This is a genomic window from Terrilactibacillus laevilacticus, from assembly GCF_006517395.1.
GTDB lineage: Bacteria > Bacillota > Bacilli > Bacillales > Sporolactobacillaceae > Terrilactibacillus > Terrilactibacillus laevilacticus.
This window is the reverse complement of sequence record NZ_VDCY01000001.1, coordinates 512,876-530,327: the sequence shown is the minus strand read 5'-3', so window position 1 is coordinate 530,327 and position 17,452 is coordinate 512,876. Positions and strand designations below refer to the sequence as shown.

General features: G+C 36.9%; 16 protein-coding genes. 5 read left to right on the top strand and 11 right to left on the bottom strand.

Annotated elements, in window-relative coordinates; genetic code table 11:
• The first annotated feature begins 154 nt into the window (after positions 1-154).
• Complete coding sequence (locus FG390_RS02370; protein WP_141189402.1) at positions 155-946, top strand: SDR family NAD(P)-dependent oxidoreductase; 792 nt, start codon at positions 155-157, stop codon at positions 944-946.
• Positions 947-1,047: 101 nt separating this feature from the next.
• Here the strand turns inward: FG390_RS02370 and FG390_RS02365 are convergent, their stop codons facing one another.
• The 5 genes from FG390_RS02365 to FG390_RS02345 all read right to left on the bottom strand — a co-directional run bounded on the left by FG390_RS02365 (position 1,048) and on the right by FG390_RS02345 (position 8,675).
• A complete protein-coding gene (locus FG390_RS02365) occupies positions 1,048-1,422 on the bottom strand; it encodes an LSm family protein (protein ID WP_246092628.1) in 375 nt (124 codons plus the stop codon).
• A 442-nt stretch (positions 1,423-1,864) separates the two neighbouring features.
• Positions 1,865-3,232: a putrescine aminotransferase gene (locus FG390_RS02360; protein WP_373681515.1), complete on the bottom strand. Its 1,368-nt coding sequence runs from the start codon at positions 3,230-3,232 to the stop codon at positions 1,865-1,867.
• Positions 3,233-3,263: 31 nt separating this feature from the next.
• On the bottom strand, positions 3,264-4,733 hold the full coding sequence (locus FG390_RS02355; RefSeq protein ID WP_373681519.1) for an aldehyde dehydrogenase family protein: 1,470 nt from the start codon (positions 4,731-4,733) through the stop codon (positions 3,264-3,266).
• 395 nt (positions 4,734-5,128) lie between these two features.
• Positions 5,129-7,204 carry a sigma 54-interacting transcriptional regulator gene (locus tag FG390_RS02350; protein ID WP_141189401.1) on the bottom strand — a complete coding sequence of 692 codons (2,076 nt, stop codon included), beginning with the start codon at positions 7,202-7,204 and terminating at the stop codon, positions 5,129-5,131.
• Between the two features lie 103 nt (positions 7,205-7,307).
• Positions 7,308-8,675, bottom strand: a complete 1,368-nt coding sequence (locus tag FG390_RS02345; RefSeq protein WP_141189400.1) for an APC family permease — start codon at positions 8,673-8,675, stop codon at positions 7,308-7,310.
• A 541-nt stretch (positions 8,676-9,216) separates the two neighbouring features.
• On the opposite strand from FG390_RS02345, the gene FG390_RS02340 reads away from it, so the two are divergent.
• Both FG390_RS02340 and FG390_RS02335 read left to right on the top strand, forming a co-directional pair.
• A complete protein-coding gene (locus FG390_RS02340) occupies positions 9,217-9,417 on the top strand; it encodes a cold-shock protein (RefSeq protein ID WP_141189399.1) in 201 nt (66 codons plus the stop codon).
• A gap of 516 nt (positions 9,418-9,933) precedes the next feature.
• Entirely contained in the window at positions 9,934-10,992 is a 1,059-nt protein-coding gene (locus tag FG390_RS02335; protein ID WP_141189398.1) for a M20/M25/M40 family metallo-hydrolase, read from the top strand.
• Between the two features lie 90 nt (positions 10,993-11,082).
• On the opposite strand, the gene FG390_RS02330 is transcribed toward FG390_RS02335, so the two are convergent.
• From FG390_RS02330 to kapB, 5 genes are all read right to left on the bottom strand, one after another.
• Positions 11,083-12,084, bottom strand: a complete 1,002-nt coding sequence (locus FG390_RS02330; RefSeq protein WP_141189397.1) for a hypothetical protein — start codon at positions 12,082-12,084, stop codon at positions 11,083-11,085.
• Between the two features lie 57 nt (positions 12,085-12,141).
• Positions 12,142-12,345, bottom strand: a complete 204-nt coding sequence (locus FG390_RS02325) for a hypothetical protein (RefSeq protein ID WP_141189396.1) — start codon at positions 12,343-12,345, stop codon at positions 12,142-12,144.
• Between the two features lie 290 nt (positions 12,346-12,635).
• A complete protein-coding gene (locus tag FG390_RS02320) occupies positions 12,636-13,127 on the bottom strand; it encodes a dihydrofolate reductase (protein ID WP_141189395.1) in 492 nt (163 codons plus the stop codon).
• Complete coding sequence (locus tag FG390_RS02315; protein ID WP_141189394.1) at positions 13,124-13,918, bottom strand: thymidylate synthase; 795 nt, start codon at positions 13,916-13,918, stop codon at positions 13,124-13,126. The genes FG390_RS02320 and FG390_RS02315 overlap by 4 nt, the downstream gene beginning before the upstream one ends.
• Before the next feature lie 43 nt (positions 13,919-13,961).
• Complete coding sequence (gene kapB, locus FG390_RS02310) at positions 13,962-14,345, bottom strand: kinase-associated lipoprotein KapB (RefSeq protein WP_141189393.1); 384 nt, start codon at positions 14,343-14,345, stop codon at positions 13,962-13,964.
• A gap of 95 nt (positions 14,346-14,440) precedes the next feature.
• On the opposite strand from kapB, the gene FG390_RS02305 reads away from it, so the two are divergent.
• Together FG390_RS02305 and tgl are read left to right on the top strand one after the other, a co-directional pair.
• Positions 14,441-15,415: a hypothetical protein gene (locus FG390_RS02305; RefSeq protein ID WP_141189392.1), complete on the top strand. Its 975-nt coding sequence runs from the start codon at positions 14,441-14,443 to the stop codon at positions 15,413-15,415.
• Positions 15,412-16,209 carry a spore coat transglutaminase TGL gene (tgl, locus tag FG390_RS02300; RefSeq protein WP_141189391.1) on the top strand — a complete coding sequence of 266 codons (798 nt, stop codon included), beginning with the start codon at positions 15,412-15,414 and terminating at the stop codon, positions 16,207-16,209. Before FG390_RS02305 ends, tgl begins: the two co-directional genes overlap by 4 nt.
• 33 nt (positions 16,210-16,242) lie before the next feature.
• Here tgl and FG390_RS02295 read toward each other — a convergent pair whose 3' ends face one another.
• On the bottom strand, positions 16,243-17,412 hold the full coding sequence (locus FG390_RS02295; protein WP_141189390.1) for an acyl-CoA dehydrogenase family protein: 1,170 nt from the start codon (positions 17,410-17,412) through the stop codon (positions 16,243-16,245).
• Between the last annotated feature and the right edge of the window lie 40 nt (positions 17,413-17,452).

Here is a 17,452-nt window from a genome sequence, read left to right as displayed (position 1 = left end):
ACTGTACGTCCCTCTATTAATTATTATAGTACAGATATCTGAACAAGAAATACTGTTTTTAAATTTAAACTTTGTATTCAATTTTCATCAGTAGGTTTTATTTATATTGAATAAGGGTATAAGTTTAAAAAAGGAAAAAGGAGAGATAGGATCTATGGACTTAAGTTTAAAGGAAAAAGTCGTTGTCGTTACAGGTGCCCATGCCGGTATGGGTCTCGCCATTACTAAAGCCTTTCTTAACGAAGAAGCTAAGGTTGTAGCCGGAGATATACATATCGAGGGATTTCAAAACATCGCCTCACAAGATAGTCTATTCCCTGTTGAAGTCGATCTAAGTACACAAGAAGGCGCTGAAACATTAATTAATAAAGCGATTGATCGATTTGGAAAAATTGATATCCTAATCAATAATGTCGGCATAGCAAAATATAAACATAGTTTTTTAGCTTTAACGGACGATGACTGGGACAATACATTAAGGACGAATCTGTATAGTATGATTCGAGTCAGTCGTGCTGCCATACCTCATCTTACTAAACAAGACCAATCTTCCATCATCTCCATAGCTTCAGAAAGTGGTCATCAACCAGATGAATTTGCCATAGACTACAGCGTAAGTAAAGCAGGGGTTATCAACCTTACGTCAGCCTTAGCAAAAGAATTTGGACCTGAAGGGGTTCGTGTTAACTGTGTATCCCCTGGACCTACTCGAACGCATATGTGGGAACAACCCGGCGGTATGATTGATATGCTTGCTGAAAAATTTAACATGGATGGTGAAAAAGCCATAGAACATTTTGCGAAAAATGTTAGGCAAATTCCTAGAGGTTCTATAGGTAAACCCGAGGAGATAGCGGCCGTTGTTGTCTTTCTTGCTTCAAACCAAGCTTCTTACGTAACAGGGTCTGAATATGCCGTCAATGGCGGTTCAATAAAATATGTATAATAAATTAAGATAGTTAAATGAAAATGCTCCCAACTAGGAGCATTTTTCATTTTATTATACTTGTTAGATCATGTATTATTATCACAAGTTCCTCATACTTATTAATAATATCCCGGTCTTGGACCATAGTAAGGAGGAACCGATCCATAACCATATCCATAACCAGCTCCGTAGCCATATCCACCACCATATGGATAAGGGCAACCATAAGGGCCACATGGTCTAAAAGCTAAAATACTGCCTAGACTAACCCCGATCAAACCGCCCGTCAAGGCTCCGACAAATGGAGCTGCAAAAAACCTTTCATCTTCATTTTCATAGGGGCGTTGTGCCTTCTCATTAAACGGTTGTATATACACATTTTCATGGTCGACAGAATGAACAATTCCTTGATAAACCTTGCCGTCTGCACACATGATTTCCACTGCTTGGTTCAAGTACTGATAAGATTGATTATAGTTATCTCGAATAGACATAAAGCCACTCTCCTCTTTTTATTGCATCATAAACGAATACAAAACATGACAAATGCCTGCCTCTCATTCAATACTATATGTCACCTAAATGATTATGAGAGGGCTAACGCCTAAAAGAGATGATATTAATTCTTCTGTTTTTTCTTCATTAATATTTCGAATGTTTTCTCTAAATCCTCCTCTTTCTTTTCAATTAAAAACTATGAAAGTTGACAAATGATACGTGAGCTTTGAAGATTGAATAAACGTTCATTATTTCCATTAATTACATGATGATCATGTTCTAGATTCATAATGTTTACATTTCAAAATAATACCTAGGTCCTGAAACAATCGGCGAGTCGTTTTTATTAAGGATGTGCTTTATGGCCAGAACTTTGCATCCAAGCACAAAAACCTTGCTCCTATTCATTTGATAAGAGTCAAGGTTTTATTTTTATCTTTATTTTAATGCTTCCGCAACGGTTTGGATGACCGTTTCAATTTCTTCTTTTTTAATGGTCAAAGGCGGTTCGATTCGAATCGTTTTGGCATTGACTAGAGTTCCTGCGACAAGGACACCTTTATCAAATAATTTCTTAGAGAACTCATAACCAATTACATCCTCTTGAAATTCTATCCCAATCATAAACCCTTTGCCTCGAATCGCCTTAACCTTGTCTTCATGGCCTTCAGCTGCTTTTTTCAAGCCATCCAACATATATTCGCCCATTTGTGCTGCACGTTCTGGTAATTTTTCATCAATTAATATGTTGATGGTTGCGATAGCTGCTGCACAGGCTAATGGATTTCCTCCAAAAGTTGTCGTATGCATGAATGGATTAGGAAAGAGATTCTCAAAGACCTTCTCGCTTGCAATGACGGCTCCAGCTGGCATTATACCTCCACCAAACGCCTTTGCAAGACAAAGAATATCGGGGACCACATTAGAATGTTCACAGCAGAACATTTTACCCGTCCGGCCCATACCTGTTTGTACTTCATCAAAAATAAGTAATGCGCCAAACTTATCGCAAAGAGCCCTCACTTGAGGGAGATAATCTTCAGGAGGAATAATAATACCGCCTTCTCCTTGAATCGGCTCTAAAAGAACCGCTGCCACGTCTTCCCCAGTTAACGCACATGCTTCCATTGTTTTCTTAAGCATCTCAATATCACCATATTGGACGTGACGGAAACCGGAAACTAACGGAAGGAACGGTTTACGGAACATTCCTTTTGCTGTTCCTGACAATGATCCAAGACTTTTACCGTGAAAAGCTCGTGTTGCCGCAATAAATGTATGACGCTCAGGGTTATACATCTTTGCCAATTTTAGACCTGCTTCCACACTTTCTGTACCACTATTCGTGAAAAATGAATATTGTAGATCACCTGGTGTGATGTCAGCAAGTATTTTAGCTAAAAAAGCACGAAGAGGGTCCAGTAAATCTTGGCTATGAAGGGCTTGACGATTCATTTGATTAACGACAGCTTGAACGACTTTAGGATGACGATGCCCGACATTATATATACCAAATCCACCTAAACAGTCGATATATTTCTTACCATTTACGTCTTTAAAACAATCCCCTTCATCTGACCATTCAACAGCGGCAAATTGCTCATCTTTAGTGACCGACTTTCGATATTTCAAAAATCCAGGATTGACATAATCTCTAAAATCTTTAACTGTTTCTTGAGTGATCCATTCAGCATCTTCTGCTGTGATGTCTGTGTCCTTTTTATTGATGAGATCTAATACCTTTTTTGCATATTCATTCGCTTCATTAACTTTCTGGTTTTTTAAATCTAATGTATCCATTGACATGTTCATTTCTCCTCGATTCATCCTGTTGTTTTTAATTTTTAAACCAACCGATTGGTTCTACTTGTAAATTGAAATTGATTTGTTTAATTTCTAGAAATTCATCCAATCCATAAGTACCTAAACTAGAACCAATTCCACTTTGTTTATATCCATGCCACGGAGCCTCATTATAAGTGCCATGGTATGTATTCACCCACGTGATACCAGCCCGAACTTTTTTAATGACGCGCATTGCTTTGGCTGCATCTTGGGTAAAAACGCCACCTGCAAGGCCATACTTTGTATCATTTGCGAGTTTTATCGCTTCATTCTCATCTTTAAAGGTTTGGATGACGACGACAGGTCCAAAAATTTCCTCTTGAACAATTCGCATATCCGGTGTCGTATGAATAAAGACTGTTGGGGCAACAAAATAACCTTTATCATACCCTTCATCGACGATCCGGTAACCACCAGAGGCAAGTTCTGCCCCTTCTTCTTGACCAATCTTAATATAACGAAGCACTTTCTTCATGTGCTCCTCACTTACAAGTGGTCCCATTTCCGAGTCTGGATTGAGACCAGGACCGACCTTGATTTTTTTTGCTCTTTCAACAAATCGCGAAATAAAAGCCTCTTGGATACTTTCTTCAACTAAAATCCGAGAGCCAGCCGAGCAGACTTGACCTGCACCAGCATAAATACCAAATAAGGCATAGTCGACGGCTGTTTCAAAATCACTATCAGCAAAAATAATATTTGGTGATTTCCCGCCTAATTCAAGAGACACTTTCTTCATGTTACCTGCTGCAGTTCTCATGATATGGCGACCTGTTTCAGTCCCTCCTGTAAACGAAACCATATCCACATCATGACTCTCAGCAATCGCATGGCCAACCACTTTCCCTTCTCCCATGACAAGATTTGCTACACCACGCGGGAGACCAACTTCTTCAAAAATCTCGAATAACTTAACAGGTGTCACTGGGGTTACTTCAGATGGTTTATAGACGACGGTATTTCCAGCAGCGAGTGCTGGAGCTAGTTTCCATACACTCATTAAGAGAGGATAATTCCAAGGAACGATGAGTCCACATACTCCAATCGGTTCTCTTACGACCATGGCCTGCATATGATCTGGGACTTGATAGGTTTCACCATGAGGCGCTAGAATCAAACCTGCGTAATAACGGAAACAGTTGGCTGCATCACTCATGTCATAACTTGCTTCTCTCAAAGTTTTTCCATTATCGAGAGTTTCAAGTTTTGCTAATTCCTCTTGTTTTTCATCAATCTTTTGTGCAATTTTCAATAAAACTTCTGCTCGCTCTTCAGCGGGCTTCTCAGACCAAATTCCTGATTCAAACGTTTTCTTTGCAATTGAAATAGCATAATTTACATCACTTGTTGTACCTTCAGCAGCCTCAGCAATGATTTCCCCGTTGGCAGGATTGACAATTTGGCGTGTTTGGTTGGTACCACCACCTTGCCAAGATCCGTCAATAAACATATTTAATTTCATTATTTTTCGATTCATTGATACGACCGTATCATGTCTCCTTCCATATATTTTTAAATGATCGTTAATTTATTCCCTCTTAGTCTAGTACATGCAAACTTCATGCCAACTATTAATCCTCCTTTAATCATTGAAAACCTTAAAGACATCACGAACTGAGGCACAAAAGAGGCGCTAAATGAAGAAATTTCGTTTCCAACCGAATAAGAAGAGTTTGTAAGACTATGCTTTTTTGCATAACAGTATTCTTAATTGCATTATTAAAGAAAAAATTAACCACCATCCCCGTCTAAAGAATGGTGGTTTGAGCTATTTTTTTATCCCGCCTTAACGGCTAGAAAGACCCCATTGATGAAAGTTACTTTATTAAACTAAAATGTAATGGGGAGTTTGATAGTCTATTGATTCTGCTCTAGCAGTTTCTTATATTTCCGACTTACCGTGGATTGGCTTATTTCAAGAACCTCGGCTGCACGGATGGTCGTTTTGTAGCGCTTCATCGCCAAAATAATTAACTCATTTTCTAATTTTTCCTTTGCCTGTCGCATAGGTATCACTCGATTCAATGGTTCCGATTCTGGCAAACTTAAATCAAACTTGATCAGCTTAGTCACGAGATCAGCATTAATGATATGATCATCCGATGCTACAATTAATCTTTCAATAACATTTTGTAGTTCTCTAATATTCCCAGGCCAACTATACAATTCTAGTAAATTTAATGCATCCGGCATGAACGTATACTGTTTATGATATTTTTCATTAAATTGTTTTAAAAAATGCATGGTTAGCGGAGCTATATCTTCTGTTCGCTCGCGCAGGGGCGGTACATGGATAGGAATGACATTCAAACGATAATATAGATCTTCACGAAATTCCCCTTCTTTGATCATGATAGACAAATCACGATTAGTGGCTGCTACAATCTGGACATCAATCGGTATGGTTTTTGTACTTCCAACAGGTACAACTTCATTTTCTTGCAAAACACGAAGGAGTTTCACTTGAAGTTGAATAGGCATTTCTCCTATTTCATCTAAAAAAATCACACCGCCATTAGCTTGTTCAAAATACCCTTTTTTACCTTTAACGTCTGCTCCCGTAAAAGCGCCTTTGACATAACCAAATAATTCACTTTCTAATAATTGTTCAGGAATAGCTCCACAATTTAATTTAATGAACGGTTGACTAGAGCGGCTACCCATTTGATGAATCGCTTTGGCTACGACTTCTTTTCCTACTCCAGATTCTCCACTTATCAAGACCGTTGATGAAAATTCAGCTACTTTCTTAACACGAATCATTAATTCTTCCATTCTTGCACTGCGATACACCATTTGATTAAAAAATATGTCTTTCTTTTTTAAACCATCTAATTCCTTTTTATATTGGTCTAATTGCTGTTTTAAGTTGGCTGTTTCTGTTATATCCCGTAACGCAATAATGATTCGTTGTAAATCCCCTGCTTCATCCAATATTGGCGTACCTACAGTGAGCACTTTTTTCCCAATTTTCGTTTCATATACAATAGTATATTTTTCCTTGTTTTCTTTTACATATTGGATGGCCTTCGGGTCGAATTCACTATTAAAATCCATGTGAAGCAAACATTTCCCAATAAACCGTTTAAAATCGATGTCCCAATAGTCTGGTGTCATAGCTTCACTGCATCTTAGGAGTACGCCATTCTCATCTAATACTAAAATATCATCATATACGCTGGATAAAACAGCGTTTAAATCATTGTTTAAATTTTTTACATACTCCATTTCCATGGCCATTTTCTCTACCATTGGCAAATCCTGGACAACAATGACGGCCCCACTTACTTCCTGGTTATTTTGAATTATTGGGCTATAATCAGCAAGAATTCCCATGTTATCCGAAGTAATGATTTGATTCAATAATGTTTCACCAGTTCGAAAAACATAATCAATATGTTTTTGTTTAAAAATGAGACAAGCAGGATTATTTATCACATCCATAGCCCTTCTTTTGATCATTTTTAAACCAGAATCATTACAATTGATAATTTTCCGATCTTGATTGACGACAAATATACCCATTGGTATAGATGTTAAGATGGTTTTTAATAAATCTGTATTTTGACTTTCATCTTTAAACATTTCTACAAGCAAGTCTTCTCTCTTGATATAACCGATAACTTGATTACGATCATTTTTAACAAGAGTGACAGCTTCCCCAATCACTTGATATAGATCAAGCAACGTATGTTCTTTGTTCAGGAAACAGGCGTGATCTAGTGGATGGGTGAGTTGTTTGATTTGGTCAAAAGTGACAGATTCATTCTTAAAGGCATCTGTAACGTTTAAATAACCTGTTAACCGATTACCATCTTTTATAAAAATATAATCGTTGAATGAATGTCTCAAATATTCCGATAATTTTTCTTCTGTCTGATCGATTGAAATACTAACAATAGGTCTTATTTTTTCACTAGGAATGGGTAGCATCTATTAATCGCCCTCCTTATGAAACGATTATAACATACCTAGTTATAAATAATGACATCAATAGTTAGCTATATAATCATTGTGTTACTGTTTTTTCACCTTATTATTGTGCTTTTAGTTCAACTGTATCTTCAGCAAGTTCAAAATCAAATTGTTTAGGTTGGACCTTAAACAAACGCGTTTGCCAAAGTAAGTAGATAAAACCAATGGCCGACCAGATTAAACCAAAATAAATCGAATCATGAGATAAAGACGTCCAAAGCATGACAATAAAAGCAAATCCACCTAACGGTAAGATTGCATAGTTGATAATTTCTTTTGGTGTCTTAAAGCGTTTTTCCTTAAACAGATAATGGGCAATGACAGATAAATTGACAAAAGAAAAAGCCGTAAGTGCGCCATAATTAATAAAGGAACTAATGAGATCAAGACTAAAAGACATGGAAGCAAACGTCACTAATCCGACTAAAATAACATTAAACATCGGGGTGCGAAAGCGCGGGTGCACATAACCGAATGCTTTTCGTGGTAAAACACCATCTCTACCCATGACATACAATAAGCGAGAAACACTTCCATGTGATGCTAAGCCAGAGGATAAAACCCCTGCAAACGCTGCAGCAAAAAAGAACACTTGAAAGGTCACACCAGCTGAATATTTTGCGATTTCAGGTAACGTATCGTCAGTATTTTTAAATGTTGAAAGGTGTGGATATAACGATTGTGCGAAATAAGATGCAACAATAAACAAGGCACCTCCAAATAACGTTGTTAGGATAATTGCTTTTGGTATGGTTTTCTTTGGATTCGGTGTTTCTTCTGAAAAAGTGGTTACCGCATCAAAACCCAAAAATGAAAAACAAACAACCGTTGCCCCCATCATTAATGTTTGAAAATGAATTCCTGAATGAATAAATGGCTCGATACTAAATATCACACCATTTCCATGGCCGTTATGTAGTTTGACCACTGCAATAATTGCGAAAAATACAACCATAATAATTTGTAAAAAGACGAGTGAACTATTAAAACGTGAAGCCAATTTTACACTCCAAATATTTAATCCTGTTAATAGAATGACGTATGCCGTAATCCAAATCCAAACTGAGATTTCTGGAAAAAATGAATTCATATAAATTCGAAAAATAAGCGCATTGACCATCGGCAGTAATAAATAATCGAGTAATGAAGCCCAGCCAACCATAAAACCAAGGTGCCCGTTAATCGTTTTTGATGTATAAGAATAAGCTGTTCCTGCACTCGGCATGACTTGAACCATTTTTCCATAGCTAAGCGCTGTTAGTAACATGGCAACTAATGCGACCAAATAAGCGAGCGGAACTCCTCCACTGGTCGTTCCAGCTACAATTCCAAATGTGTCAAACACAACCATTGGTGTCATATAACCTAGACCAAGCAAAATAATCGACCATAATCCGAGCGAACGTTTCAATGTTGTTTGTTCTCCCATATCAATCCCTCTTCCTCATAATTTCTTACAAATTGATAAACTAACAGTTTCATCAATAATCATTATGCAAGTTTAATGCCAAAACGTTTAACAATTGAATAAGCATTATTTTTACAGTTTTTTATTTAATTTTTAAAATTATCCCGCAATTCAATTATACATTATTGCATAGCTTATGCATTATTGCATATTAACTCGTTCAGAAAGCCATATAAAGATTGGAATTATTTTTCACATAAAATAGAGAATAAATTTTTTTCATAATCCATTAAATTAAACGAATGGTGACAAATAGCTGATACTCGGACTAAAAGAATGAAAATGGGGTATACTAATTCATCATATTTTAAAGAAGGTGATTTCTTATTCGTAAACATGATCATATTTTGTTTAATTAAATTTGCAAAATCTGTTATTCCTTGTTATACTAAACAAGAATTATTTTTGTTCGGTCTGGATTGAGAAGTAACTACTTTAAATCTAAAAGAATTGAGCAAGGATAGTAACAAATGTGTGCTTAACGCACTAGGAGGCAACAACAATGGAACAAGGTAAAGTAAAATGGTTTAACGCAGAAAAAGGTTTTGGATTTATCGAACGTGAAGGTGGAGACGATGTATTCGTACACTTTTCAGCAATCCAAACTGACGGCTTCAAAACTTTAGACGAAGGTCAAGAAGTTTCTTTCGAAGTTGAACAAGGTCAACGCGGACCACAAGCAACTAACGTTGTTAAATTATAATACAAAAGATATAAGGCAGACTCTTATAAGAGTCTGCCTTTTTGTTTATTGTAATTAAAATATTTTTTAAAAAAATAACTCCCTAATCCGTATAAGAATAGAGAGTTTTGTATATCAAGTACAGTATTTCAAATGGTACATTCAGTATAACATAACTCGTCACAATTCACCAATATATATGCTTATTCGACAAAAAAGCTGAAACTTCCATAAGTGGGGGCTTTTCGATACACAGGATGCGCTAGTGCAGGCGTTGCGACAGGACGCCTGGTTTTTAGCCTGCGTCATTCCTCACTGATGGGCGTGATAAATTTGATTATAATAGACTTTTTAGTTTACATAATGTTTTTTCTGTGTTATTAGGATCTTACCTTAAGTTGATGTAAAATGGTGATGACATATAACATGGATCAATGGTTTGGAGATGTCTATCCCCTTTCTTCTTTAAGAGCCATGTTGTATAAACATATGAGTGCTTAGTCGTGCAATTAAATTTATTAGGAGGTCTAGTCTATAATGACACAACCATCATATGAATTCTTATTTGATTTATTAGCTACTCCATCCCCTTCAGGTCAGGAAGCTGTTATTCAACGCAAATGGGCATCCTATGTAAAAGCTTTTTGTGATGAAATACGTACAGATTCTTCTGGAAATGTGATTGGCATCTTAAATCCTGAAGCACCCTTTAAAGTACTTCTTGCTGGTCATTCTGATGAAATTGGCTTTATTGTTCGAGGGATGGACAATAACGGATTTGTATACATAGATAGTTTGGGAGGAATCAGTCCAAAACCCGCAATCGGCATGAAAATTGAAATTCTCGGTTACAAACAACGCATTGTAGGAGTTGTTGGAGTTAACGCCGAACATCATGGTGGAGTTAAGGAGGAATTTGAATTTAGCGATTTATATATTGATTGTGGAGCGAAGTCCAAAGAGGAAATCATGCAATATGTCCAAGTTGGTGATCTTGCTGTTTATAAGCGGGAACCTGAAAAACTCCTTAATCACAGACTAAGTGCTCGCGGTCTTGATAATCGTACTGGTGCTTTTATCATTGCTGAAGTTCTGAAACGTTGCAAAGAAAGGAATAGTAAAGTGGGTCTCTATGTAGCAAGTACAGTTAACGAGGAAACGAATATGGGTGGAGCTTATTTTGCAGCGAGTCAAATAAAACCTACTCTCGCTATCGCCTGTGATGTCACATTTGCTACCGATTTTCCAGAAGTGGATCAAAATAAGCACGGTCATATTACCTTGGATGGTGGACCAGTATTAGCAAAAGGAGCCCCTATAAATCATAAAATCAACTCTATCATCGAGGAATCAGCAAAAAGATTAAATATCAACCTGCAATATGAACTAACACCTAGGATGACGGGTACCGATGCAGATAGAATGCGTTTAACTGGTGAAGGAGTACCTATTGCCCTTGTTTCTCTGCCTCTTAGATATATGCATGCTCCAGTAGAAACCGTTAGCTTTAAAGATATTGAACAGGAAATAGATTTATTAACTGATATGATTTGTCATCTGACCGGGGAAGAAGATTTTAATCCTGTTGATTTATGATTTCAAATCTAACCAATCATAGACCTAAAAGGATTACAGATACGCTACACTGTAATCCTTCATTTCTGTACTAAGAAAGTGTTTTTATGCTTACTTATTCTCATCTACGTAATGCAGAATCTGATCTTTATGAGAACTAAAGGCTAATAATTGGTTTTGGTAATATTTTGCCTGGTGCAATGCGTAATACCCCTTATTCATGTAATGATGGTAACATTTCATATACTCATTTAAATCACTAATATGTTCCAAACGTTTCTCCTGATCCATCACAATATAATCTAAATTATATATTTTGTCCTTTGGATGAATCGGTTCAAAACGATGCGGGGACATCCCATCTAATATAGCTATCTTCATCTTAGGTAAGTAAAGCATATCGATATCTTCTGTATAGAAGGGGCAATAGTAGCTAATAGGGGCATGTTCTTCTATCATGGCTACTTTTTTTAGTTGATGCAAACAAGTGGATATCGATTGCTGGTTTGTTCCTTTTAATATAATGAAATGACGAATATTTCGAATCATAAATAATGGATCAAGAGCGGGTTGAAGAATCGTTCCATACTGACAGGAAGACAAGAATATCTCTTTTGTTTCAACAACTTGTTCATTTTTGAATAATTGAACAGAGAGATGATTTAGAAATTGGTTTAGCTGATCATATTGAGTGGCATGATCCATAATACTTGCGATGTTTTTCGCATGTTTTTTTGCGACTTTAAATTGTTTTCTCGCTTCATTCATAAATCGATGTTTTTCAAATAAAAGAATCGTATCTAAGTTTGATCGATTTAAATCTCCTTGTTCATATACTTTTTTTCCATTCAAATTCAGCTTAGGAAACAGTGATTCAATAACAAAAAGTTCATTATCGATGACCATAGCATCAACCCAAGCCGAATCCAAAGGGTTCACAATAAATATCGCTTTATCTTTCTGAATGTCCTGCTTTCTTTCAATTGATTCTCTATATCCTAACGTCTCATCCTTGATCACTTTGATCACTTTAATCCGCTTATAAATTTCAGATGGAATGATGATTCTTTCAGGCTCTAGAATGCTTTCAAAACAAACATGATTTAAGAACACTCCTCACGCCTCCTTATCCCTGCTCTAAAGATCCTGTTATAAAATCAATCATCTCGATCAATCCAATTCCATATTATGAATAAAGGGAGCCAGCATCATCGTCACGATACTAATAGGAAACCATAGAATGGTGAGTATTAAGAATGGAATAGCATGGGTCTTCCAAGACCTTTTTCTAAATGGTAATATGGTTAGCGATCCACTAATCAAGGTACCACAAATAAGATAGACGAGGACCAAGTTCAGCATTTGCAACATCATCTTTATCAGCTCCGTCTCGCCATTTCAAGCGCTTTTTCTATACATTATGCAAAACGAAAAATAGGCGTGCAGAAAAAACGGAAATACATGTCATTCATGTGGTAATTTGATCGGTGTTATTTTAAAGCTGGCGGCGTTAACCCTTTTTTCTGAATTTCAGTAAGTTCATTAGGGTAAAGAAAGCTGGCCGATGCGGGGCCTACGGCTTAGACAGAGGCCTAAGCCCGCACTTATACTTTTTTAAAGTGTAAAAAAACCGATCAGTTGGCCTGATCGGTTTTAATCATTATCTATTCACTTTTCCTTTCATATATGCAAAAAGTATGAGGATACCTATTCTTTGCATCTACCACTCCTTCTATCTCAGATACCAAACGCCATTCATCTGGATTAAAGCCTCCAAAATAGGTATCACCTTCAAATATATGATGAATTCGCGTTATATATAATTTATTGGCATAAGGAAACAAACTTTTGAATAATTCGGCCCCTCCGATGATAAAATATTCTTCGCTTGGATCATCGCAATACTTAAGTAATGTTTTTTCTGAATAAAAAACTTGCGCCTGTTCACTAGAATAATCTTTATTCCGTGTTAAGATGATATTCCTTCTCCCAGGCAGTGGTCTTCCTATTGATTCATACGTTTTTCTTCCCATGATAATACTATGGCCCATCGTGATGTTTTTGAAGTATTGTAAATCTGCAGGTAAATGCCACGGTAAATCATTGTTTTTTCCAATAAGACCTTTTTCATCCATTGCCAGTAAAAAAGATATCATACTGATACCTTCCCTTTAATATGAGGATGAGGATCATAACCTTCAATAACGAAATCTTCATATTCAAAATCAAATATTGTTGGAACCTTGCGTTTAAAAGATAATGTAGGCAGCTCTTTAGGTGTCCTGTTCAATTGTTCCTTTACTTGTTCAATATGATTGTTATAAATATGTGCATCGCCTAGCGTATGGATAAATTCGCCGACTTCGAGTCCGGAGACATGAGCAATCACATGTGTTAAAAGAGCATATGATGCAATATTAAACGGAACTCCGAGAAAGATATCGGCACTTCTCTGATATAACTGACATGATAGCTTGCCACGACTTACATAAAATTGAAATAAACAATGACATGGAGGTAAAGCCATCTCTTCAATATCACTGGGATTCCAAGCCGTTACAATCAAACGGCGGGAATTTGGATTTAATTTGATCATATCCATTAATTTAGAGATCTGGTCAATCGTTTCTCCATTCTTCCCTGGCCATGATCGCCATTGGTGCCCATAAACAGGCCCAAGTTCCCCGGTTTCGTCTGCCCATTCATTCCAAATCCTAACACCATGGTCTTGTAAATACTTAACATTTGTATCTCCTTTTAAAAACCAAAGCAATTCGTAAATAATGGATTTGTAGTGGAGTTTTTTTGTTGTTAATAACGGAAAACCCTCTTGAAGAGAAAAACGCATCTGATGGCCAAAAACACTCCGAGTACCTGTCCCCGTTCTATCTCCCTTTTCATTGCCTTCCTTTAAAACACGTTTACATAGATCTAGGTATTGCTTCATTTTTCATCACCTCATAAAGACTTTTGGCCTATTCTGTCTAATCTTACTTTTTAAAATAGTCATTCTCCAAATCGCGAAGCTGCTTGAGCGACTCAGAAGACCATGCGTCGTCTCGTTTCTTAAGCTTGGAGGAAATTTTCTTAAGGGCGCTCTTTAAAGATTCTTCATAGTCTGGAATCACATCTTCATCAAATGGCGTGCAGGTGTGCAATGGGACCCGTGCTTTTTCATGAAAACTTAGTGCTTTTCTTTGATGAAAAAGGGGTACGCTTACTTCGTTAGGATGGTGTAAATCACCTTGAGTCGGGTGCGTTAAAACAGCTAAGATCTCTACGATGGCATGATTGACGTCTAGCTGAATGATTTTTGCAACATATTTCCCCGTTTTATAACGAGCATATACAAGACCATTTACATTTAATTCCATGTAATACACCTCCTTAGACTACTTATTCCTTTATCATGATTTTCTTCTTTGTCACATACTATTGATTTAGGATGCATTATTTGGAGGAAAAAATCATGAGTGAATTTAATCGATCAGATCATCCCCTAAACAAAATTCGTGAAAAAGGGATAAAAGAATTAAAAAAAGAATGGCAAACTCTTTATAGCACCAATAAAGATTATGCTATTCAATTAATTAATGATCAGGCACTTGAATTTCCTACCCTTTTTCTTCTTCTACATGAACTTGAAGTTAGGAAAGATTCAGTAGACCTTAATGATCGAAATCAAATTGTTATCAACCATATTAGTAATGTTTTGAGAGGAACGGATTATGGACTAACAAACGAAAGTCCATTTCATGATCAACACGATACCATCGTGACTTCATTCTTATGGATCCTCGAGACAGGATCAGATTCCATTCATTCATTAGATTATATTCAAGTAATCGATAGTACAGCGATTCAGGTTTTATTAACTTTTCATCAGGATTACCTTCAACAACTAATCAGATTGTTATTTTTTAGAAATCGTCATAAATCCCAGCGTCATTATTTACTTTGGGCCATTTACGAACTTGGTGATCCAACTGTTCTTCTTCACTTTTCTAATTATTTATTATCGGAATATCTTACAGATCGAAAATACGCGAAGCAATTGTTAAGTTTTATACCTGAAGTTCAAAGCGCATCAGCCGAAGAAACTTTTGATGTATTTGTGAATTGGTATGAGCACAATAGCCCTTATCTTGTTTATACGGGAGAAACAAATGATGTCTCTCCAGAACACCATCCGTTTCGAATTAACTATGCTGCTAAATATTTAGGTAAACCTATATCACATAAAACCGGGAATCCTCTTCTTAGATTATCATCTACAGATGTACGGAACTATCGATATTTTGTCCAATTATCGAAACAAGAACAAATGACATTAGCAGAGAAATCATTAGAGCTTCGATTACAGGAACGTTCAAAATGGAAACAAATTCTTACCTATTCCTTACAAGATCAACGTTTATTCTTGAATGGAGGAGGCAAGCCATGATATTGATCCAAAATAGACCCATTTCATCAGTCGAACAACAGGTGTTGGGAAACTTAGGTCCATTTACCAAAGAAATTGTATATGGACTAATCAGCGACCTCCGTACTTACCGATACCCTAATCAAGAAGCTTTAATTTTTGAAATAAAATTAAGGCAAGCTATCATTAACGCTGCATCTCTCTTATCAGAAAGCCGAGCAAGTTTTGCCACTTTTTATGAATCAGCCTGTAACCCGCGGTATTGGACTCTTAATGAGGAAGGCGGTTTTGAATTAAGGGTCGGAAGCTCACCGAGCGTCGCCATCATTGACATTTTTACAAACGGAGACCAATATGCCTTTGAATGTGCAACAGCCATGATGATTATCTTATATAAAGCGTTAATTGAAGTGATTGGATCACGTCATTTTGATCAATTTTACCGCCAACTATATCTATGGGATTGGCATCATCATGCTAACTATCCTCTGGTTTTAATCGATGTCTCTCAAGGAATTCTTGGAGATATTCGATATTTCAAGAATCCCGAAGTAAATCCAAGAACACCACAATGGCAAGGTGAAAATGCCATTCAAATGCCAGATCAAAAGTTTTTCGGACATGGAATAGGAAACCTTAATGCGAATGCAATGATCGATGAATTAAACAAATATCGGCGAATCGGTGCCACGGCTTCAGCCTATCTAATGACAAGTGCGACTCGTCCAGATTTTAATTTCCTTTTTAATTACACATCTAATGAAATGAGTCGTGTTCCCATTCAATTAGGTTCTACTCAGTATGAGTACGATTAATTTGAAATCCTATTTAAGAAGGTGTCCACACGTCTATTCTTGTTCAAATGCCCGTTTCCCGAGAGTCTGCAAAACAATATCATCACTTGGCGGATTATGAATTCCTGCACGAATGTCTCTGTAATACCGTTCGAAAGGCTCTGAACGGAATAAACCTTGACCACCAACCACTCGCATAGCTAGATCAACGGCTTTAAGAGCTGCATTCGTCGCTGCATATTTGACAGCTTGCAATTCTGGCCCTAGATATTCACGTCTTTCAGGAAATTCGTCCCACTCAGCTGCAACACCATACATCAAATATCTTGCTTTCATGAGTTCGAGATCAATTTGTCCAACCTTATTTTTAATGTGCTCCAATTCACTGATCGGTTTATTTAAACTGTTTGGTTTGTAGTTTGTGGCAAAATCAATCATATCTTGACGACAACCTAAAGCAATACCTAAATAACAAGCAGGAATATGTATTAACCATCCAGGGGGTGTATGGTTTTTATCTTGCCACCCAATTCGCTCAACATAAGCATTTTTAGGGAGTTTGACATGGTCAATGATTAAATCATCGCTTCGAGTCGCTCTCATCCCAAGTGTGTCCCAAGTTTCTTTCGTTGAAACGCCATCTGCATCTCTAGGTACTAAAAATCCACCAATCTCATCACTGCCTCTGACTTGCGCACTAACAATAAAATAATCAGCAATTGGTGCTAGGGATGTGAATGTTTTATGTCCATTGATCAGCCATCCATCTTCAGTCTGAATAGCTTCTGTCTCGGGCTTACCACCTCTTGTTGGGCTTCCTGTTTTCGGCTCTGTTGCGGCTCGATTTATCACTATTTTTTCATCAACAATTTGTTGACAGATCTTTTCAAAAGCAGATGACTCCCACTCTCTTCGAGTCACTAAGTCCATCACTATACCGAGATGCCACCCTGCACACAATGCGGTTGGTCCATCCCCTTGAGCCAAATTTTCTTGAATGAGAGCAAATTCATATAGAGATAAATCCTGGCCTCCATAAACTTTAGGCACAGACAAAGCCGTATAACCTGACTCTTTTAATTCTGCAAAATTTTCAAATGGAAATGATGCTTCTTTATCATATTTTGCCGCTCTTAGTTTGAATTTTTTGGCGTGTGCTGCCGCCATGTCAACAAGTTCTTTATGCCGGTCATTTTTTATAAAAGAAGCATAGAGATCAAACATATTAGCCCTCCTGTCAAAACTTTAATTTTAGAACTGTCTT